15 protein-coding genes are annotated in these 16,306 nt (G+C 70.1%); 12 read left to right on the top strand and 3 right to left on the bottom strand.

Annotation, left to right across the window (positions count from 1 at the left end; genetic code table 11):
- Window positions 1-105 precede the first annotated feature (105 nt).
- Window positions 106-1,104, bottom strand: a complete 999-nt coding sequence (locus tag DMC18_RS11770; protein WP_110120245.1) for an NADP-dependent oxidoreductase — start codon at window positions 1,102-1,104, stop codon at window positions 106-108.
- Window positions 1,105-1,217: 113 nt separating this feature from the next.
- On the opposite strand from DMC18_RS11770, the gene DMC18_RS11765 reads away from it, so the two are divergent.
- Together DMC18_RS11765 and DMC18_RS11760 are read left to right on the top strand one after the other, a co-directional pair.
- Window positions 1,218-2,828, top strand: coding sequence for an FAD-binding oxidoreductase (locus DMC18_RS11765; RefSeq protein WP_199228474.1), 1,611 nt, complete (start codon window positions 1,218-1,220; stop codon window positions 2,826-2,828).
- Window positions 2,825-3,826, top strand: a complete 1,002-nt coding sequence (locus DMC18_RS11760; RefSeq protein WP_110120243.1) for a zinc-binding dehydrogenase — start codon at window positions 2,825-2,827, stop codon at window positions 3,824-3,826. The genes DMC18_RS11765 and DMC18_RS11760 overlap by 4 nt, the downstream gene beginning before the upstream one ends.
- Before the next feature lie 153 nt (window positions 3,827-3,979).
- On the opposite strand, the gene DMC18_RS11755 is transcribed toward DMC18_RS11760, so the two are convergent.
- Window positions 3,980-4,819, bottom strand: coding sequence for an SDR family NAD(P)-dependent oxidoreductase (locus DMC18_RS11755; RefSeq protein WP_110120242.1), 840 nt, complete (start codon window positions 4,817-4,819; stop codon window positions 3,980-3,982).
- A gap of 2 nt (window positions 4,820-4,821) precedes the next feature.
- Window positions 4,822-5,136, bottom strand: coding sequence for an REDY-like protein HapK (locus DMC18_RS11750; RefSeq protein WP_110120241.1), 315 nt, complete (start codon window positions 5,134-5,136; stop codon window positions 4,822-4,824).
- Window positions 5,137-5,256: 120 nt separating this feature from the next.
- Here DMC18_RS11750 and DMC18_RS11745 point away from each other — a divergent pair, with 120 nt between their 5' ends.
- The 10 genes from DMC18_RS11745 (at window position 5,257) to DMC18_RS11700 (ending at window position 16,285) form a co-directional block, all read left to right on the top strand.
- Entirely contained in the window at window positions 5,257-6,141 is an 885-nt protein-coding gene (locus tag DMC18_RS11745; protein WP_110120240.1) for a polysaccharide deacetylase family protein, read from the top strand.
- 52 nt (window positions 6,142-6,193) lie between these two features.
- Window positions 6,194-6,994: a CoA ester lyase gene (locus tag DMC18_RS11740; protein ID WP_110120246.1), complete on the top strand. Its 801-nt coding sequence runs from the start codon at window positions 6,194-6,196 to the stop codon at window positions 6,992-6,994.
- Between the two features lie 17 nt (window positions 6,995-7,011).
- The gene (locus DMC18_RS11735; RefSeq protein WP_110120239.1) at window positions 7,012-7,533 is read left to right on the top strand and encodes a MaoC family dehydratase; all 522 of its coding nucleotides are present in this window, start codon (window positions 7,012-7,014) and stop codon (window positions 7,531-7,533) included.
- Window position 7,534: 1 nt separating this feature from the next.
- Window positions 7,535-8,716, top strand: coding sequence for an acyl-CoA dehydrogenase family protein (locus DMC18_RS11730; protein ID WP_110120238.1), 1,182 nt, complete (start codon window positions 7,535-7,537; stop codon window positions 8,714-8,716).
- Window positions 8,716-9,873 carry a CaiB/BaiF CoA-transferase family protein gene (locus tag DMC18_RS11725; protein WP_110120237.1) on the top strand — a complete coding sequence of 386 codons (1,158 nt, stop codon included), beginning with the start codon at window positions 8,716-8,718 and terminating at the stop codon, window positions 9,871-9,873. Before DMC18_RS11730 ends, DMC18_RS11725 begins: the two co-directional genes overlap by 1 nt.
- Window positions 9,870-10,979, top strand: coding sequence for a CaiB/BaiF CoA-transferase family protein (locus DMC18_RS11720; RefSeq protein WP_110120236.1), 1,110 nt, complete (start codon window positions 9,870-9,872; stop codon window positions 10,977-10,979). The genes DMC18_RS11725 and DMC18_RS11720 overlap by 4 nt, the downstream gene beginning before the upstream one ends.
- Before the next feature lie 419 nt (window positions 10,980-11,398).
- Window positions 11,399-12,754 carry an MmgE/PrpD family protein gene (locus DMC18_RS11715; RefSeq protein WP_110120235.1) on the top strand — a complete coding sequence of 452 codons (1,356 nt, stop codon included), beginning with the start codon at window positions 11,399-11,401 and terminating at the stop codon, window positions 12,752-12,754.
- Between the two features lie 21 nt (window positions 12,755-12,775).
- Window positions 12,776-14,173: a phenylacetate--CoA ligase family protein gene (locus tag DMC18_RS11710; protein ID WP_110120234.1), complete on the top strand. Its 1,398-nt coding sequence runs from the start codon at window positions 12,776-12,778 to the stop codon at window positions 14,171-14,173.
- A gap of 1 nt (window position 14,174) precedes the next feature.
- Window positions 14,175-15,506, top strand: a complete 1,332-nt coding sequence (locus DMC18_RS11705; RefSeq protein ID WP_110132949.1) for an amidase — start codon at window positions 14,175-14,177, stop codon at window positions 15,504-15,506.
- Window positions 15,503-16,285, top strand: coding sequence for an enoyl-CoA hydratase/isomerase family protein (locus tag DMC18_RS11700; protein WP_110120232.1), 783 nt, complete (start codon window positions 15,503-15,505; stop codon window positions 16,283-16,285). The genes DMC18_RS11705 and DMC18_RS11700 overlap by 4 nt, the downstream gene beginning before the upstream one ends.
- Window positions 16,286-16,306 lie beyond the last annotated feature (21 nt).

Here is a 16,306-nt window from a genome sequence, read left to right as displayed (position 1 = left end):
ATGCTCAAATCCGGACAACCCTGGCAAAAGCCCGCTTGACCCAACACAGTCGCCGGATAGCCGCTGCGCGGCTTCCGGGATGACGAGCGGTTTTTAGGGAGAGCCTCAGCCCACCTTCACCAGCGTCTTGCCGGCGTTGGCGCCCTTCATCAGGCGTTCGAACTGGGCCGGGGCCGACTCGATGCCTTCGCCCAGGTCCTCGACCTGAACCAGGCGGCCTTCCTTGAGCCAGGGCTCGGCGGTCTTCACCCACTCGTTCCAGCGCGGATAGAAGTCGTAGACCACCAGGCCCATGACGGCGGCGCGCTTGCCGACGATGGGGCCCAGGCCGAACTGCGGCGGCGGGCCGTCGGCGTGGTAGTGGGCCGACAGGCCGCAGATCACCACACGGCCGTAGGTCTTCAGCAGGCCGAACACCGGATTGAGGATCGGCAGGCCGACGTTCTCGAAGTGAACGGTGGGGCCGCCGTCGGTCAGGGCCTTCAGCTCGTCGACCCAGCCCTCGTTGCGATAGTCGACCGCGCCGTCGAAGCCGTAGCGCTCGACCACCTGGGCGACCTTGTCGGCCCCGCCGGCGATGCCGACGGCCTTGGCGCCGAGGATCCTGGCGATCTGGCCGGCCGTGCCGCCGACGCTGCCGGCGGCCGCATCGACCGTGAAGACGTCGCCCGCGCCGACCCTGGCCAGCTGGGTGACGCCGGCCCAGGCGGTCAGGCCCGGCATGCCCAGCACGCCCAGATGGTTGGAGACGCCCAGCGAGGCGTCGACCTTGCGGGCGAACTTGGCGTCCATCAGGCCGACCTGCGCCCAGCCGGCGTCGCCGACCACGTGGTCGCCCGGCGCGAAGTCCGGATGGCCCGAGGCGATGACCTGCGCGACCGACGAGCCCGGCAGGGTCTCGCCCGGCGCGGGGCGCGGCTCGCCCATGTGCCGCCCGCGGAAGCGCGAGCCGAGATAGGGGTCGAGCGACAGATAGAGCACCCGCACCAGCAGCTGGCCGGCCGGGGCCTCGGTGGGCGCGGCGCGCTCGATCACCTCGAAATCGGCGGCGACGGGCACGTCCTCGATGGTGCGCTTGAGGACGACTTCCAGGGTCTTGCTCATGGTCGGCTTTCGCTCCGGCGGGCGCCGCCTGTCGGAGAGAGCCTGCGCCCCCTGCCCGGCCGCCCCGCGGTTGGGACTATCGATGGGGCGACCCTAGCTTTCCGGACCTGCCCGTGGCCGCCGCCGAATCCGATCCATCCGCCAGCCGAACTTCCGCGCTCGCCGCCCTGCGGGAGATCGTCGGCGAAACCGGCGTCCGAGACGACGAGGCCGCCCGCGTCCTCTACAGCCAGGACATCTTCGCCATCGCCGACGAGACGGTGCTGGCCGTGGTCGCGCCGACCAGCGTGGAGCAGTTGGCCGCCGTCGCCGCCCTGGCCGCGCACGAGGGCCTGGCCCTGGCCCCGCGCGGCGGCGGCATGAGCTACACCAAGGGCTACATCCCCGCCCGCGCCGGCACGCTGAGCCTGGATCTCTCCAGGCTCGACCAGATCGTGCGCATCGACGCGGCCGACATGGTCGCCACCGTCCAGGCCGGCTGCACCTGGAAGACCCTGGACGACGCCCTGGCGCCGCTGGGCCTGCGCGCCCCGTTCTGGGGGCCGATGTCGGGCCTGACCTCGACCATCGGCGGCGGCCTGTCGCAGCAGAACGCCTTCTTCGGCGCCGGCCATTACGGCACGACCAGCGAGAGCGTCGTGGCCCTGACCGTGGTGACGGGCGAGGGCCGCATCCTGCGCACCGGCGCGCGCGGCAAGGACGGCGAGCATCCGTTCTGGCGGTTCTACGGACCGGACCTGACGGGGCTGTTCGGCGGCGACTGCGGGGCTCTGGGCATCAAGGCCGAGGTAACGCTGCGGCTGATCCGCCGACCGGCGCACGAGGCCTACGCCTCCTTCGCCTTCACTAACGCCGCCTCGATCATCGAGGCGATGGCCGAGATGACCCGGGCCGGGATCGCCAGCGAACTCTGCGGCTTCGATCCGAACCTCACCAAGGTGCGCCTGCGCCGCTCCTCGCTGCTGAGCGACGTAAAGGTGCTGAAGGATGTCGCCGCCAAGCAGGGCTCGCTGATCAAGGGCGCGGTCGCCGCCGCCAAGGTGGCCCTGGCCGGTCGGGACTTCGTCAGGGCCGACGACTATCCGCTGCACGTGATCTGCGAGGGCCGCAGCAAGGCCGGCGTCGAGGTGGATCTCGCCGAGGCCAAGGCCATCGCCAGGCGCTTCGATGGCCGCGAGATCGAGAACAGCATCCCCCGCATCATCCGCGCCCAGCCCTTCCCGGCGGCCAATTCGATCCTCGGCCCCGGCGGCGAGCGGTGGGCGACGCTGCAATGCGTCGCGCCGTTGTCGCGCGCCGTCGCGATCCACGCGGCGATCGAGGCGGTCTATGCCGAGATGGCGCCCGCCTTCGCCGAGCACGGCATCGACACGGCCTTCATGTTCACGGCGCTGTCGACCAACGCCTTCGTCATCGAGCCGACCTTCTACTGGCCCGGCGCCCGCCACGCCCTGCACGAGGCGACGATCGAGCCGCACCTGCTGGCCAAGCTGCCGGCCCTGCCGCACGACCCGGCGGCCTTCGCCGTAGTCAGCCAGGCCCGCGCCCGGGTGATGGCGATCTTCCAGGCCGAAGGCGCCGGCCACCTGCAGATCGGCCGCGTCTATCCCTATGCCGACAGCCTCGACGAGGCCTCCCGGGCGCTGCTGGAGGCGGTGAAGACCGCGCTCGATCCGCAGGGCCTGGTCAATCCTGGCGTCCTCGGCCTCGGAGCCAGACCATGAGCACCTACCGCGCCCTCGAACTGCGCCGCTTCGCCCGCACCCTGCGCGAGGCCGCCGACGTGGTGGAGATCCCGTCGCGCGCGCCCGGCCCCGGCGAGGTGGCGGTGCGCAACGCCTGGTGCGGGATCAACGGCCTGTTCGACGTGCAGATCGCCCGCAACGCCGTCAGCTACGTCAAGGTCTCCCCGCCGATGCCCATGGGCGTCGAGGCGGTGGGGATCGTGGAAGCCGTAGGCGACGGCGTCACGGACCTGGCGGTCGGCGACGCGGTGGCCAGCGTGCGCTTCGGCGGCGGCTATCGCGAGATGAACATCGCGGCGGCCAGCACTTTCGTGAAGGTCCCGGCGGCCGACCAGGACTCGCTGATCCTGGCCTCGACCGGCGTCTCGGCCCATGTCGCCTTCCACCAGATCGGCCAGGCCAGGCCCGGCGAGACCGTGGCGATCTCGGCGGCGGCCGGGGGGCTGGGCCATATCCTGGTGCAGATCGCCAAGGCCCACGGCTGCAAGGTGATCGCCGTCTGCGGCGGGCCGAGGAAGGCCGACTTCGTTAGGAGCCTGGGCGCCGACGCGGTGATCGACTACCGCGCCGAACCGGTCGCAGCCGCCCTGGCCCGCGACTTCCCCGAAGCCCTGGACGTCGCCATCGACACGGTCGGCGGCGAGATCTTCGACGCCTTCGCCGACAACCTGGCCCGCCACGGTCGCCTGGTGGTGGCCGGCGTGGCGCAGGACATGGACGGCGGCGCCGAGATCGTCAGCGCCCCGCGCATCGCCCACAAGCTCTACTACAAGGCCGCCTCGATCCGCGGCTTCATGAACGGCCTGCTGACCGAGCACTGGCCGGCGGCGCGGGCTGACCTCGCCGCGCTGAAGGCGGCCGGCAAGCTGAAGGCCGTGGCCGACGACACGGCCTTTGAAGGCGTCGGCGCGATCTACGACGCGGTGGACTGGCTGAACTCCGGCAAGTCGATGGGCAAGGTGACGGTGAAGCTGTAGAGCCGGCTCAAGGACCCTCCCCCTGAAGGGGGAGGTGTCGCGAAGCCGACGGAGGGGGATGTGATTGCTCCCGCCGGCGGCTTCACTGAATTCAGCGGGGACTTCCCCCTCCGGCCCTTCGGGCCACCTCCCCCCTTCAGGGGGAGGATCTCGTTAGTGCGGCTCTTCTCCGCCCGAGACGTTCAGGCTCTCGGCGGTGATGTACTTGGCGTCGTCGGAGCACAGGAAGGCCACCGCGTCGGCGGTGTCTTCGGCCTTGCCGGGACGGCCCAGAGGGATGCGGGCGGCCATGGCGGCGAGATAGGCCTCGACCGAGGCCGCGCCGGTGACCTTGGCGAAGTATTCGTTCTGCCAGGCGCCCAGACCGGTGGTCACGTGGTTGGGGCAGACGTTGTTGACGGTGATCTGGTGAGCGCCCAGCTCGATGGCCGCCGAGCGGGTCAGGCCCACGAGGCCGTGCTTGGAGGCGGTGTAGGCCTGGGCGTGCGGGAAGCCCGACTTGGCCGCCTGGCTGGCGATGTTGACGATGCGCCCGCCCTTGCCCTGGCCGATCATCACTTCCGCGGCGGCCTTCAGCCCGAAGAAGGCGCCGGTCAGGTTGACGTCGATGACGGCCGACCAGTCTTCGGGACGCACGTCCATCAGCGGCTTCATGATGTAGCCGATGCCGGCGTTGTTGACCCAGATGTCGAGCGAGCCGTGGGTCTCCTTGGCATGGTCGGCCAGCGCCCGGACCTCCTCCCAGCGACGCACGTCGCAGGGCTGGGTGCTGGCCGACCCGCCGTACTGGCGCAGATCGGCGGCGATCGCCTCCATCTCCTCGGTCCCGCCGATCATCCCGGCTGGCGTGGAAGGATCGACGGGGCGACCAAGATCGGAAACGACAACCGCCGCTCCCTCCTGCGCCAGGCGTCGTGCGATGGCCTCCCCCAGGCCTCCGCGCCGACCGGACCCGGTGACGACCGCCGTCTTGCCCGCGAAACGTCCCGTCATACTCAGCCCACCTTGTCGGTGACGATGAAGATCGGGTCGGCCAGGGCCTGGAATTCGGCGGCGATCGCCTGCATCGTCGCGCTCGCCACTTCGGCCCCGAAGGCGTCCATGTCGGCGACGTCGATGATCTCGACATATTGGTAGGGCGGCGGGGCCTCGGTCCCGAGCAGGGCGGCCGAGCGGAAGACCTCGAACTTGTCGATCGAGGCCAGGCCGTTGACGGCGGGCAGGTCGCGCTCCTTGGCCCAGGCCTCGTAGTCGGCGGCCGAGACGCCGGGCTTCAGGTTGAACAGGGCGACAATCCGCGTGACGGCCATCGGGCGCTCCCTCCGTTGCGGCACCTGCGCCGCCGTGAAGATTGAAGCCGCATGCTGGATCGCCGCCCCGATGGGCGCGAGCGCCGCGCTCAGACTGTTCGCCTCTTGGAGAAAGCCCCCATGCCCGCACCCGCAAACTTCCGCTGGCCGGACGGCTCTCGCCTCGCCCTGTCGATCGTCGTCAATGTCGAGGAAGGCGCCGAGCACAACATCCGCGACGGCGACAAGGGTCCCGAGCCGGTCGACGAGCTGGGCGCGGTCCCCAAGAAGCCGATGCGCATGCACGGCAGCGAGAGCAACTACCTCTACGGCGTCAAGGCAGGCGCGCCGCGCATCCTGCGGATCCTCGACCAGCACGGCATCGAAGCGACCTGGACGGCCGCCGCCCTGGCCCTGGAACGCGCGCCTGACCTGGCCGCCGCCATCCGCGCTCGCGGCGACGAGGTCGCCGCCCACGGCTATCGCTGGACCCACCAGTTCTGGATGGACGAGGCCAAGGAGCGCGAGTTCATCACCAAAGCCGCCGACTCGATCGAACAGACGATCGGCGCGCGCCCTTCCGGCTGGCTGTCGCGCTACCTGCACACCGACCACACCCGCCGGCTGCTGGCCGAGGCCGGGTTCAGCTATCACATGGACGACTATTCCGACGACTTCCCGTTCTGGGATCGGGTCGAGACCTCGGACGGCCAGAGCAAGCCGATGGTCATCCTGCCCTACGCCATGGACTCCAACGACATGAAGTTCTGGCTGGCCCCGTCGCTGACCGCCAAGGACTGGCTGGACTACGCCGTGGCCACCTTCGACGAACTGCATGCCGAGAGCCAGGAGGTCGGGGCGCGGATGATGAGTCTCGGGCTGCACCTGCGGATCATCGGCCGTCCGGGCCGCATCGGCACCTTCCGCAAGTTCCTCGAACACGTCCGCGCCCAGGACGGCGTTTGGATCGCCTGTCGGAGAAAGATCGCCGAGGCGTTCGCGCAAGGGGTCCCGATCGGCGATTGACGGCCAGGGCGATTGTCCTGACATTTCAACGACACGGGCGGCTTTGCCGATCATGACCTATCGCTCGCTGCTCTTCGTGCCCGGCACGCGTCCGGACCGCTTCGGCAAGGCGCTGGACGCCGGCGCCGACGCGGTCTGCATCGACCTGGAAGACGCCGTGCCGCCGGCCGGCAAGGTGGAAGCCCGACAAGCCGCCCTCGCCTTCCTCAGCCAGTCGCGCACCGCTGTGGTCGGCCTGCGGATCAACGGGGTGCGCACGCTGGAGGGCCTGAAGGACCTCGTCGCCCTGGCCGAGAGCGGCGCCCGTCCCGACTTCCTGATGATCCCCAAGGTCGCAGCGCCCGAAGACCTGCTGACCGCCGGCGAGATCCTGCCAGGCCTGGCGCTCTGGCCGGTCGTCGAGTCCGCCGAGGGCCTTCGTCGCGCCTTCGAGATCTGCGCCGCGCCGGGCGTGGCCGGCGCCCTGTTCGGCGGGGCGGACCTGTCGGCCGACCTGGGCTCGACCATGGACTGGGACGCCCTGCTGCTGGGGCGCGGCACGCTGATCGCCGCCTGCGCCCGCGCCGGCGTCGCCTCGCTGGACGTGCCGCACCTGAACCTTTCCGATCCCGACGACCTGACGGCTTCGACCCTGCGGGCCAAGGCCCTGGGCTTCACCGGCCGGTCCTGCATCCACCCGGCCCAGGTGGCCGCGGTGAACGCCGCCTACACCCCCTCGCCCGCCGAGATCGAGCGCGCCCGGCGCGTGGTCGAGGCCTTCGACGCCGCCGGCGGGGCCGCCGCCCTGCTGGACGGCAAGCTGATCGAACTGCCGGTCATCCGCGCCGCCCGGCGCGTGCTCGACCGCGCCTAACCTCCAGGAGAACAACCTTGGTCCAGAACTGGAAAGAGGTCGGTCCGCAGCGCTACCGCGAGACCTTCGGCCGCTATTTCGAGGACTTCATCGTCGGCGACGTCTACGAGCACCGCCCCGGAAAGACGGTGACCGAGTACGACAACCACCTCTTCACCCTGCTGACGCTGAACACCCACCCGATGCACTTCGACGCCGAGTTCGCCAAGGCCTCGGAGTTCAAGAAGAACCTGGTGGTCAGCCCCTACACCCTGGCCCTGCTGATCGGCATGAGCGTGACCGACGTCTCGCAGAAGGCGATCGCCAACCTCGGCATGGACGAGGTGAAGTTCAGCGCCCCGGTGTTCGCCGGCGACACGATCTATGGCGAGAGCCAGGTGCTGGCCAAGCGCGAGAGCAAGTCGCGTCCCGGCCAGGGCATCGTCACGATCCTGACCACGGGCATCAACCAGGACGGCACGGTCGTCTGCACCTTCAAGCGCAACATGCTGATCCCGGCGCGCGGCCACGCCGTCGAGGACAAGGTCGGGAACTACTAGGATGAGCGAGATCTCGGAAGCCGACGAACGCGCCATCCTCGACGCCATCGACAAGTGGCTGGAGAAGAAGGTCGCCCCCGTGGCGATGCAGCTCGAGCACGACGACGAGTATCCCCATGCCCTGGTCGAGGACATGAAGGAACTGGGTCTGTTCGGGGCCCTGATCGACCCGGAATACGGCGGCCTGGGGCTGTCGGCCCTGACCTATTCGCGGATCGTCACCAAGATCAGCGCCGAGTGGATGAGCCTGACGGGCGTCTTCAACTCGCACCTGATGATGGCCATGGTCGTCCAGAAGTTCGGGACCCAGAAGCAGAAGGACTTCTGGCTGCCCCGCTTCGCCAGCGGCGAGATGCGCGGCTGCCTGGGCCTCACCGAGCCGGACGCAGGCACCGACCTGCAGGGCATCCGCACGGTCGCCAGGCGCGACGGCGGCGACTACGTGGTCAACGGGACCAAGACCTGGATCACCAACGCCATCGAGGGCCACGTCTCGGCCCTGCTGGTGAAGACCGATCCGGAAGCCCAGCCGCGCCACAAGGGGATGAGCATGCTCATCACCCCGAAGATCGATCCAGAAACCCGCGCGCCCATCGCCGGCGTCACCAACGGCCGCAAGCTGGAGAAGCTGGGCTACAAGGGCATCGACAGCGGCGAGTTCATCTTCGAGGACTATCGCTGCGACGCCGAGCTGTGCCTGGTGGGCGGCGAGGAAGGCCAGGGCTTCGTCATGGCCACCGGCGGCCTGGAGATCGGCCGCATCAACGTCGCGGCCCGCTCGGTCGGCATCGCCAAGCGCGCCCTGATGGAAAGCGTCAAGTACGCCCAGCTGCGCAAGACCATGGGCAAGCCGATCGCCCAGCACCAAGCCATCCAGCTGAAGCTCGGCGAGATGGGCGCCAAGACCCGCGCCTCCGAGCTGCTCGTCGAAGACGCCGCCAAGGCCTACGACCGCGGCGAGCGCGTCGACATGGAAGCGGGCATGGCCAAGTACTTCGCCTCGGAGACGGCGCTGGAGGTGGCCACCGAGGCCATGCGCATCCACGGCGCCTACGGTTATTCGAAGGAATATCCGATCGAGCGCCTGTTCCGCGACGCCCCGCTGATGTGCATCGGCGAAGGCACCAACGAGATGCAGCGGATCATCATCGCCCGCCAGCTCGTGGCCCGGAACCCGGTCTGATGGGAGACGTTCGCCGCCCGCTCGCCGGGATCAAGGTGCTGGCCGTCGAGCAATACGGCGCCGGCCCCTACGCCACCCAGCTGATGGCCGAGCTGGGCGCCGAGGTCGTCAAGATCGAGGCCCCCGCCATGGGCGGCGACGTCAGCCGCGCCACCGGACCGTTCTTTCTGGGAACGGCCGACAGCCAGTTCTTCCAGACCTTCTCGCGGTCGAAGAAGTCCATCGCCGTGGACATCAAGACCCCCGAGGGCCGCGCGGCCTTCGAGCGTCTGGTGGCGGCCGCCGACATGGTGGTCGACAACCTGCGGGGCGACCAGCCGGGAAAGATGCGGCTGACCTATGACGACCTGAAGGGCGTCAATCCCGCCATCGTCTGCGGCCACCTTTCCGCTTACGGGCGCGGCAACAGCCGGGCCGGCTGGCCGGGCTACGACTACCTGATGCAGGCCGAGGCCGGGCTGATGAGCCTGACCGGCGAGCCGGACGCGCCGCCGGCCCGGCTGGGCGTGTCGATGGTCGACTTCATGACCGGGACCATGCTGGCCTTCGGCGTGGTCAGCGCCCTGCTGTCGGCTCGTACGACGGGCGAAGGCTGCGACGTCGACGTCTCGCTGTTCGACGTGGCTTTGCACCAGCTGTCCTATCCGGCCGTCTGGGCGATGAACCAGGGCTACAAGGTCCAACGCCTGCCGCGCGGCGCCCACCCGTCGATCGCGCCGTCGCAGGCGGTGAAGACGGCCGACGGCTGGGGCCTGGTCATGTGCCAGACGCCCAAGTTCTGGGAAGCGCTGTGCGATCTCGCCGGCGCGGATCATCTGAAAGCGGATCCGAGGTTCATCGACATTCCGAGCCGTCACGCCAATCTGCCCGCTCTCAGCGAAGCGATGGACGCGCTTTTCGAAACCCGCACGACGGCCGAATGGACGGCGCTGCTAGGCGGCAGGGTACCGTTCGCGCCGATCCTCGAAATGATGGACGCGCTGGACAACCCGTTCGTGGCCGAGGTCGGCATGCGCGACGTCGTCGCCCATCCTGACCGCGCGGAAGGCTTGGCCATGCTGGCCTGCCCGGTGAAGATCGACGGCGAACGCATGCCGGGCGTCCGCGCGCCGAAACTGGGCGAACACACCGACGAAGTGCTGGGAGCTGCCTCGTGAAGCTGGAAGGCGTCCGCGTTCTCGACCTGTCGTTCTTCCTGCCGGGGCCGATGCTGACCCTGATGATGGCCGATCACGGCGCCGATGTGCTGAAGATCGAGCCGCCCGGCGAAGGCGATCCGGCCCGCGAGATCGGCTATCGCAAGAACGGGACGAGCGTCTGGTTCCGCAACACCAGCCGCGGCAAGCGCAGCCTGCAGGTCGACCTGAAGTCCGCCGAAGGCCGCGCCCTGCTGCTCGACCTGGCCGCCGAGGCCGACGTGGTGGTCGAGGCGTTCCGGCCGGGCGTGATCCAGCGCCTGGGCTTCGACTACGAGGCGGTGAAGGCGCGCAATCCTGGGATCGTCTACGTCGCCATCTCAGCCTTCGGCCAGACCGGCCCCTATCGCGACAAGCCGGCCCACGACATCGCGGTGCAGGCCCTGGCCGGCATGGTGTCGTTGAGCGAAGGCTTCGACGGCAAGCCGACCCCGCCGAATATGCCGGCCGCCGACGCCCTGGCCTCGCTGACCGCGCTCTCGGGCGTGCTGATGGCCCTGCTGCGGCGGGAGAAGACGGGCCGAGGCGACTATGTCGACGTCGCCATGTTCGACAGCGTGCTGGCCTGGACGCCCAACGTCACCGGCAAGATCTTCGCGACCGGGCAGGCCCATGTTCCCAAGGACGAACGCTCCTGGGGCGGCAACGCCATGTACGGCCTCTACGAATGCGCCGACGGTCAGTGGATCTGCCTGGGCGGCTCGGAGGTGAAGTTCGCCCGCAATCTGCTGGCGGGCCTGGAGCGCCTGGACCTGCTGCCCTATGCCGAGCTGCAGCCCGGTCCGGGCCAGGAGCCGCTGAGGGCCTTCCTGCGCGAGGCTTTCGTCACCAAGACAAGGGCCGAATGGGAAGCCTGGTTCGACGGCCGCGACGTCTGTTTCGCGCCGGTGCGCACCTTGAAGGAGACGTTCGAGGATCCCGCCCTGGAAGCACGAGGCATGCTGTCGCGCGACGCCGACGGCAACGAAATCGTCGGCACGCCGATCCTGTTCAGTCAGGAGCCGGCAGTGATCGACCCCGTCCCGCCCGCGCTGGGCGCTGGTCCGGCGGGGTGGCGGGCGCGCTAGAGCGTGGCAGCCGAAAGTGTCAGCGGTTTCGGCATCCGCCACGCTCCCAAAAGGAGCTAGCCTCCCCCTTCCAAAAGCCCGCCGTCCCGACCAGAGCGCCAGGACGACGGGCAAGTTGGAAGAGGAAGACGTCAGGTCTCCGTCCGCTCGCGTTCCATCTGGTCGAGCAGCATCGGTCCGGCTTCCATCAGCAGAAACGCGCTGGTCAGCAGCAACAGAACACGCATCAGCATGGCGGCTCTCCTGGCTTGCGGACGATCCCCCGATAGTCCGCGAACAGAAGGCTGAACTCGTCCCGCCCGCGCGCGACGGGGATTTCGCGTTTGGCCGACTGGCGGACAGCCGCGCCGTTGTCCGCTGTGCGCGCAAACCCGAACGCCGCGTCCGAAGGCGGCCGGCGCCGCTGCTAGCGTCGCTACATGATCGCCGCCGAAGCCCTCGTCGACCACGCCCTCTCCCTGCGCTGGGACGCCCTGCCGGACGCCGTCCAGGCCGACGCCCGCCGACTGCTGCACGACGCCGTGGCCGTGTGCGCGGCCGGGGCCGGCGCGGCCTATTCCAACGCCATACTGGCCGCTGCGGGCGGCTGGGGCGGTGAAGGCGATGGCCTCGTGCTCGGCCGACCAGGCGTGCGGCTGCCGCCGGCCCAGGCCGCCTTCGTCAACGCCTTCCAGCTGCACGGCCAGGAGTACGACTCCGTCCACGAGAAGGCCGTGCTGCACCCGCTGCCGACCATCGCGCCAGCCCTGATCGCAGAATTGGATCGCTCGGGTCCCTATTCTGGCGAAGAGGTGCTGGCGGCCATGGTCGCGGGCGTCGACGTCGCCATCGCGCTGGGGGTCGCCGCAACGACCGCCCTGCGCTTCTTCCGGCCGGCGACGGCGGGGGTGTTCGGGGCGACGGCGGCGCTGGCGCGGCTCAAGCGCCTGCCGCGCGAGACGGCGATGGACGCCATGGGCTACGCCCTGGCCTTCAGCAGCGGCACCATGCAGGCCCACACCGAGGGCAAACCCGCCCTGCCCGTCCAGATCGCCGCCGCCGCCCGCTCGGCCCTGCAGGCGATCGACGTGGCGGAGGCCGGCCTGCCCGGCCCGCGCGACTGGCTGGAGGGTCCGTTCGGCTACCTGCCGCTGTTCGAGGCCGGGTTCGATCTTGCGCCAGTGCTGGCCGACCTGCCGAGCCGCCGCCGCATCGCCGAGGTCTCCTGCAAGCCCTTCCCCACGGGCCGCGCCTGCCACGGCGGGCTGGTGGCCGTGCGCAAGCTGGCGACCGAGCACGGCGTCGGTCCGGAAGACCTGGAGAGCCTGACCTATTCGGCGCCGCCGCTGATCCGCCACCTGGTGGGCCGCGTCGCCAAGCCGGAGATGGACACGGCCTATGCCCGCCTGTGCCTGCCCTATCTGGCCGCCGTCATGCTGACCCGCGGCCGCGTCGGCTTGGACGACTACACGCCGCAGCGGCTGAACGAGCCCGACGTCCTGGCCCTGGCCGCCCGCATCGTCGTTACGAGCGACGGCAATCCCGATCCCGCCGCCTTCGTGCCGGCCCGCGCCATCGCCAAGCTGAAGGACGGCCGCGAGATCGTGCTCGACGTCGCCGCCCAGCTCGGTTCGCCCGACTTCCCGATGAGCCGCGACGAGCACCTGGAAAAGGCCCGCTCGTGCCTGGCCTTCGTCGGCATGGAGGCGATCCACGCCCCGCTGACCGACCTCTTCGACCGCTTCGACACCCTGGCCGACGCCCGCGAGGTCTTCCTCCTCGCCAGCGGCGGCTAGCTTTCTCTCCCCAAGGTTCTCATGTCCCACCAGACCTACTGGCAGTCGCTCGACTACCCCGCCCTCGTCGCCGACCACCCGATCGGCGAGGCCTTCACCCAGTTCGCCACCACCACCAGCCGCGACGAGCTGCGCTGGCGGCAGAACCGCCTGTTCCTGCGCTGCGTCGATCGCGCCTGGAAGACGCCCTTCTACCAGCGTCTGTGGGGCGCGGCAGGCGTCCAGCCCGGCGACATCCGCTCGCTGGACGACCTGCCGGGCCTGCCCAGCTTCGACAAGTCCGACATCATGGACTCGCTGGAGCGCCAGCCCCCGTTCGGCGACTTCGCCGGCTTCGAAGGCTACCACGAAGGCCAGCGGCCGCCGGTGATGCTGCACACCACCTCGGGCACCACCGGATCACCACAAGTGCTGCTGTTCGGCCCCAAGAGCCGCGAGGTGCAGAACCTGCTGCTGGCCCGCAACTACCAGTTCCAGGGCCTGCGGCCGGACGACGTGATCCACTCGGTCTACGGGCACGGCATGATCAACGGCGGCCACTATGTGCGCGAGGCCGTCACCCGCTGGACCAGCGCGACCTTCCTGTCGGCCGGCACCGGGGTCGAGACCCGCTCGGCCCAGCAGGTCGAGGTGATGAAGCGCTTCGGGGCCACCGTGCTGGTGGGCTTTGGCGACTATCTGAAGAAGCTGGCCGACACCGCGCTGGAGATGGGCATCGAGCCCGGCCGCGACATCCCCGTGCGGCTGATCTCGGCCCACCTGGGCCGCGAGGACCGGGCGGCGATGGAGAAGGCCTGGGGCGGCGCCAAGTGCTTCGACTGGTACGGCGTCGGCGACACCGGCCTGATCGCCGGCGAAGGCCCCGACCGCGACGGCCTCTACGTCCACGAGGACGCCCACTACCTGGAGATCTGCGACATCGACACCGGCGCGGCCGTGGCCCCGGGCGAACTGGGCGACATGGTCATCACCTGCCTCTTCAAGGACGACCTCTATCCGCTGATCCGCTTCAACACCCACGACGTGACCCGGGCGATCCCCAAGCCCTCGTCGATCGACGTGGTGTTCCAGCGCATCGAGGGGTTCCTCGGGCGCTCGGACAACATGGTCAAGATCCGTGGGATCAACATCTTTCCGCAGGGCGTGGGGGCGATGCTGGAGCATGCGCCGGCCTTCGCGGGCGAGTTCATCTGTCGCGCGCGTCGCGACGCGACCGGCCGCGACAGCTTCGCCGTGACCGCCGAGACCACGGCCGATACGGCCGAATGGCGAGATATCGCAAGCTTCTACGGCGAGATCCTCAAGCGCAAGATCGGCATCGAGGTCGAGGTCGAGCTGGCCCCGAAGGGCGCCACGGCCGGCCTGACCCAGATCGACGTGCGCCAGAAGCCGATCCGCCTGATCGACGAGCGCTACTGAGGTGGCGGGCTTTTCCGACCCCATCATCGCGGCTGGCGTCGCGGGCCTGCCGGCGCTCTACGCGGCGGGCGTCAGCCCCGTCGATGTGACCGAAGCCTATCTGGCGCGGATCGAGCGGCTGAACCCGGCGATCAAGGCCGTGGTCGAGCTGGACGCGGCCGGCGCCCGCGCCGAGGCCCGGGCCAGCGCCCAGCGCTGGGCCGATGGCAAACCGCTGTCGCCGATCGACGGCGCGCCGATCGCCGTGAAGGCCAACATCGCCGTCGAGGGCCTGGCGCACAGCGCCGGGATCAAGGCCTACGCCCGCAACGTCGCGCCAGCCGATGCGGCCTGCGTGGCCCGGCTTCGGGCGGCCGGGGCGGTGATCCTGGGCGCGCTGAACATGCACGAGGCCGCGCTGGGCGCCACCAACGACAACGTCTTCCTGGGCCGCTGCGAGAACCCGCATCGGCCCGGCTTCACCCCCGGCGGCTCCTCGGGCGGCTCGGCGGCGGCCGTGGCGGCGGGACTGTGCGCGGCGGCCCTGGGCACCGACACCATGGGCAGCGTGCGCCTGCCGTCGTCCTATTGCGGCGTGGTCGGCTACAAGCCGGCCCTGGGCGCGATCGCCACCGACGGGGTCACGGCCCTGTCCTGGACGCTGGACCATGTGGGCGTCCACGCCCGCTCAGCGGCCGACGCGGCACTGGTCGCCCAGGCCTGCGGCGTGGGGGCCACGACCGCGCCGGACGAGCGGCCGCTGGCGGTGCTCGACCTCGACGGCCTGGTCCAGCTGGAACCGGCCGTGGCGGAGAACTTCACCAGCACGCTCGACCACCTGGCCCGCGCCGGCTGGCGACTGGAGAAGCTGCGGATCGAAGACCTGGACCTGGGCGCCCTGCGGCGCGCCGGCCTGTTGATCAGCGAGGTCGAAGGCGGCGTCGAGCATCGCCGCGCCCTGGCGCTGGATCCGGAAGGCTTCACGCCGGAGCTGCGTTCGCTGCTGGCCTGGGGCGCGCGGCAGACGCCCGCCAAGCTGGCCGAGGCCTATCGCCTGCTTACTGAGGTCAGGCGAAAAATCATCTCTGCTACAGCACCTTATTCCGGACTTCTCACGCCAACCACGCCGCAGCAGGCCTTCGCCTTCGGCGGCGCGATCCCGACCAGCCAGGCCGACCTGACGGCCCTCGGCAACGTGCTGGGCGCCCCGGCCTTCGCCCTGCCGTCCGGCGAGGCCGACCGCCTGCCGTTGTCGCTGCAGGTGATCGGTATGACCGACGGCGCTACCCAGGCGCTGGCCGCGCGGCTGTTCGAGACCCTGCCTTCAGCCGCCGTTCCGGAGGCCTTCCGATGACCGCTTTCGCCGACGGGGCGCTGACCCTGACCATCGAGGGCGACGTCGCGACCCTGGCCTTCGACCGGCCCGCCAAGCGCAACGCCATCACCCTGGCCATGTGGCGCGCCCTGCCCGACGCCTGCGCGGCCTTCGCCGCCTCTGACGCCAAGGTGCTGGTCGTCACCGGCCGCGGCGGCTGCTTCGCGGCCGGGGCCGACATCGGCGAGTTCGAGACGGTCTATGCGACGCCGCAAAGCGCCGCCGATTACAACGCCGCCATCGCGGCCGGGATCGGAGCGATCGCGGGCCTGGAAAAGCCGGTGCTGGCCGCCATCGAAGGCGCCTGCGTCGGCGGCGGCCTGGCGGTCGCCCTGGCCTGCGACCTGCGGATCGCCGCGTCGGACGCGCGCCTGGCGATCACCCCGGCCAAGCTAGGCCTGACCTACAGCCTGGAAGACACCAAGCGCCTGGTCGACGCCGTCGGCGCCTCGGCGGCCAGGGACATCCTGTTCACCGGGCGGCTGCTGGGGGCGCAGGAGGCTTTGCGGCTTGGGCTGATCGACGCCGTGGAGGAGGACGTTCCGGCCGCAGCGGCGGCCAAGGCGGCTGAGATCGCGGCGGCCTCGCAGCATTCGGTGCGGGCGATCAAGGCGACGATCCGGGCGATCCTGGCCGGCGCGGTCGAGGACGATGCGGCGACCCGGGCGGCGTTCGTGGCTTCGGTGTCGGGGGCGGATTTCATCGAGGGCCGCTCAGCGTTCCTGGCCAAGCGCAAGCCGGTGTTTCCGGAGCGGTGAGCGCCCTTTGGTCCCTCTCTC

This window comes from Caulobacter sp. D5, from assembly GCF_003185805.1.
Taxonomy (GTDB): domain Bacteria; phylum Pseudomonadota; class Alphaproteobacteria; order Caulobacterales; family Caulobacteraceae; genus Caulobacter.
The sequence above is the reverse complement of the archived record's forward strand: the minus strand, read 5'-3'. Positions and strand labels throughout refer to the sequence as shown.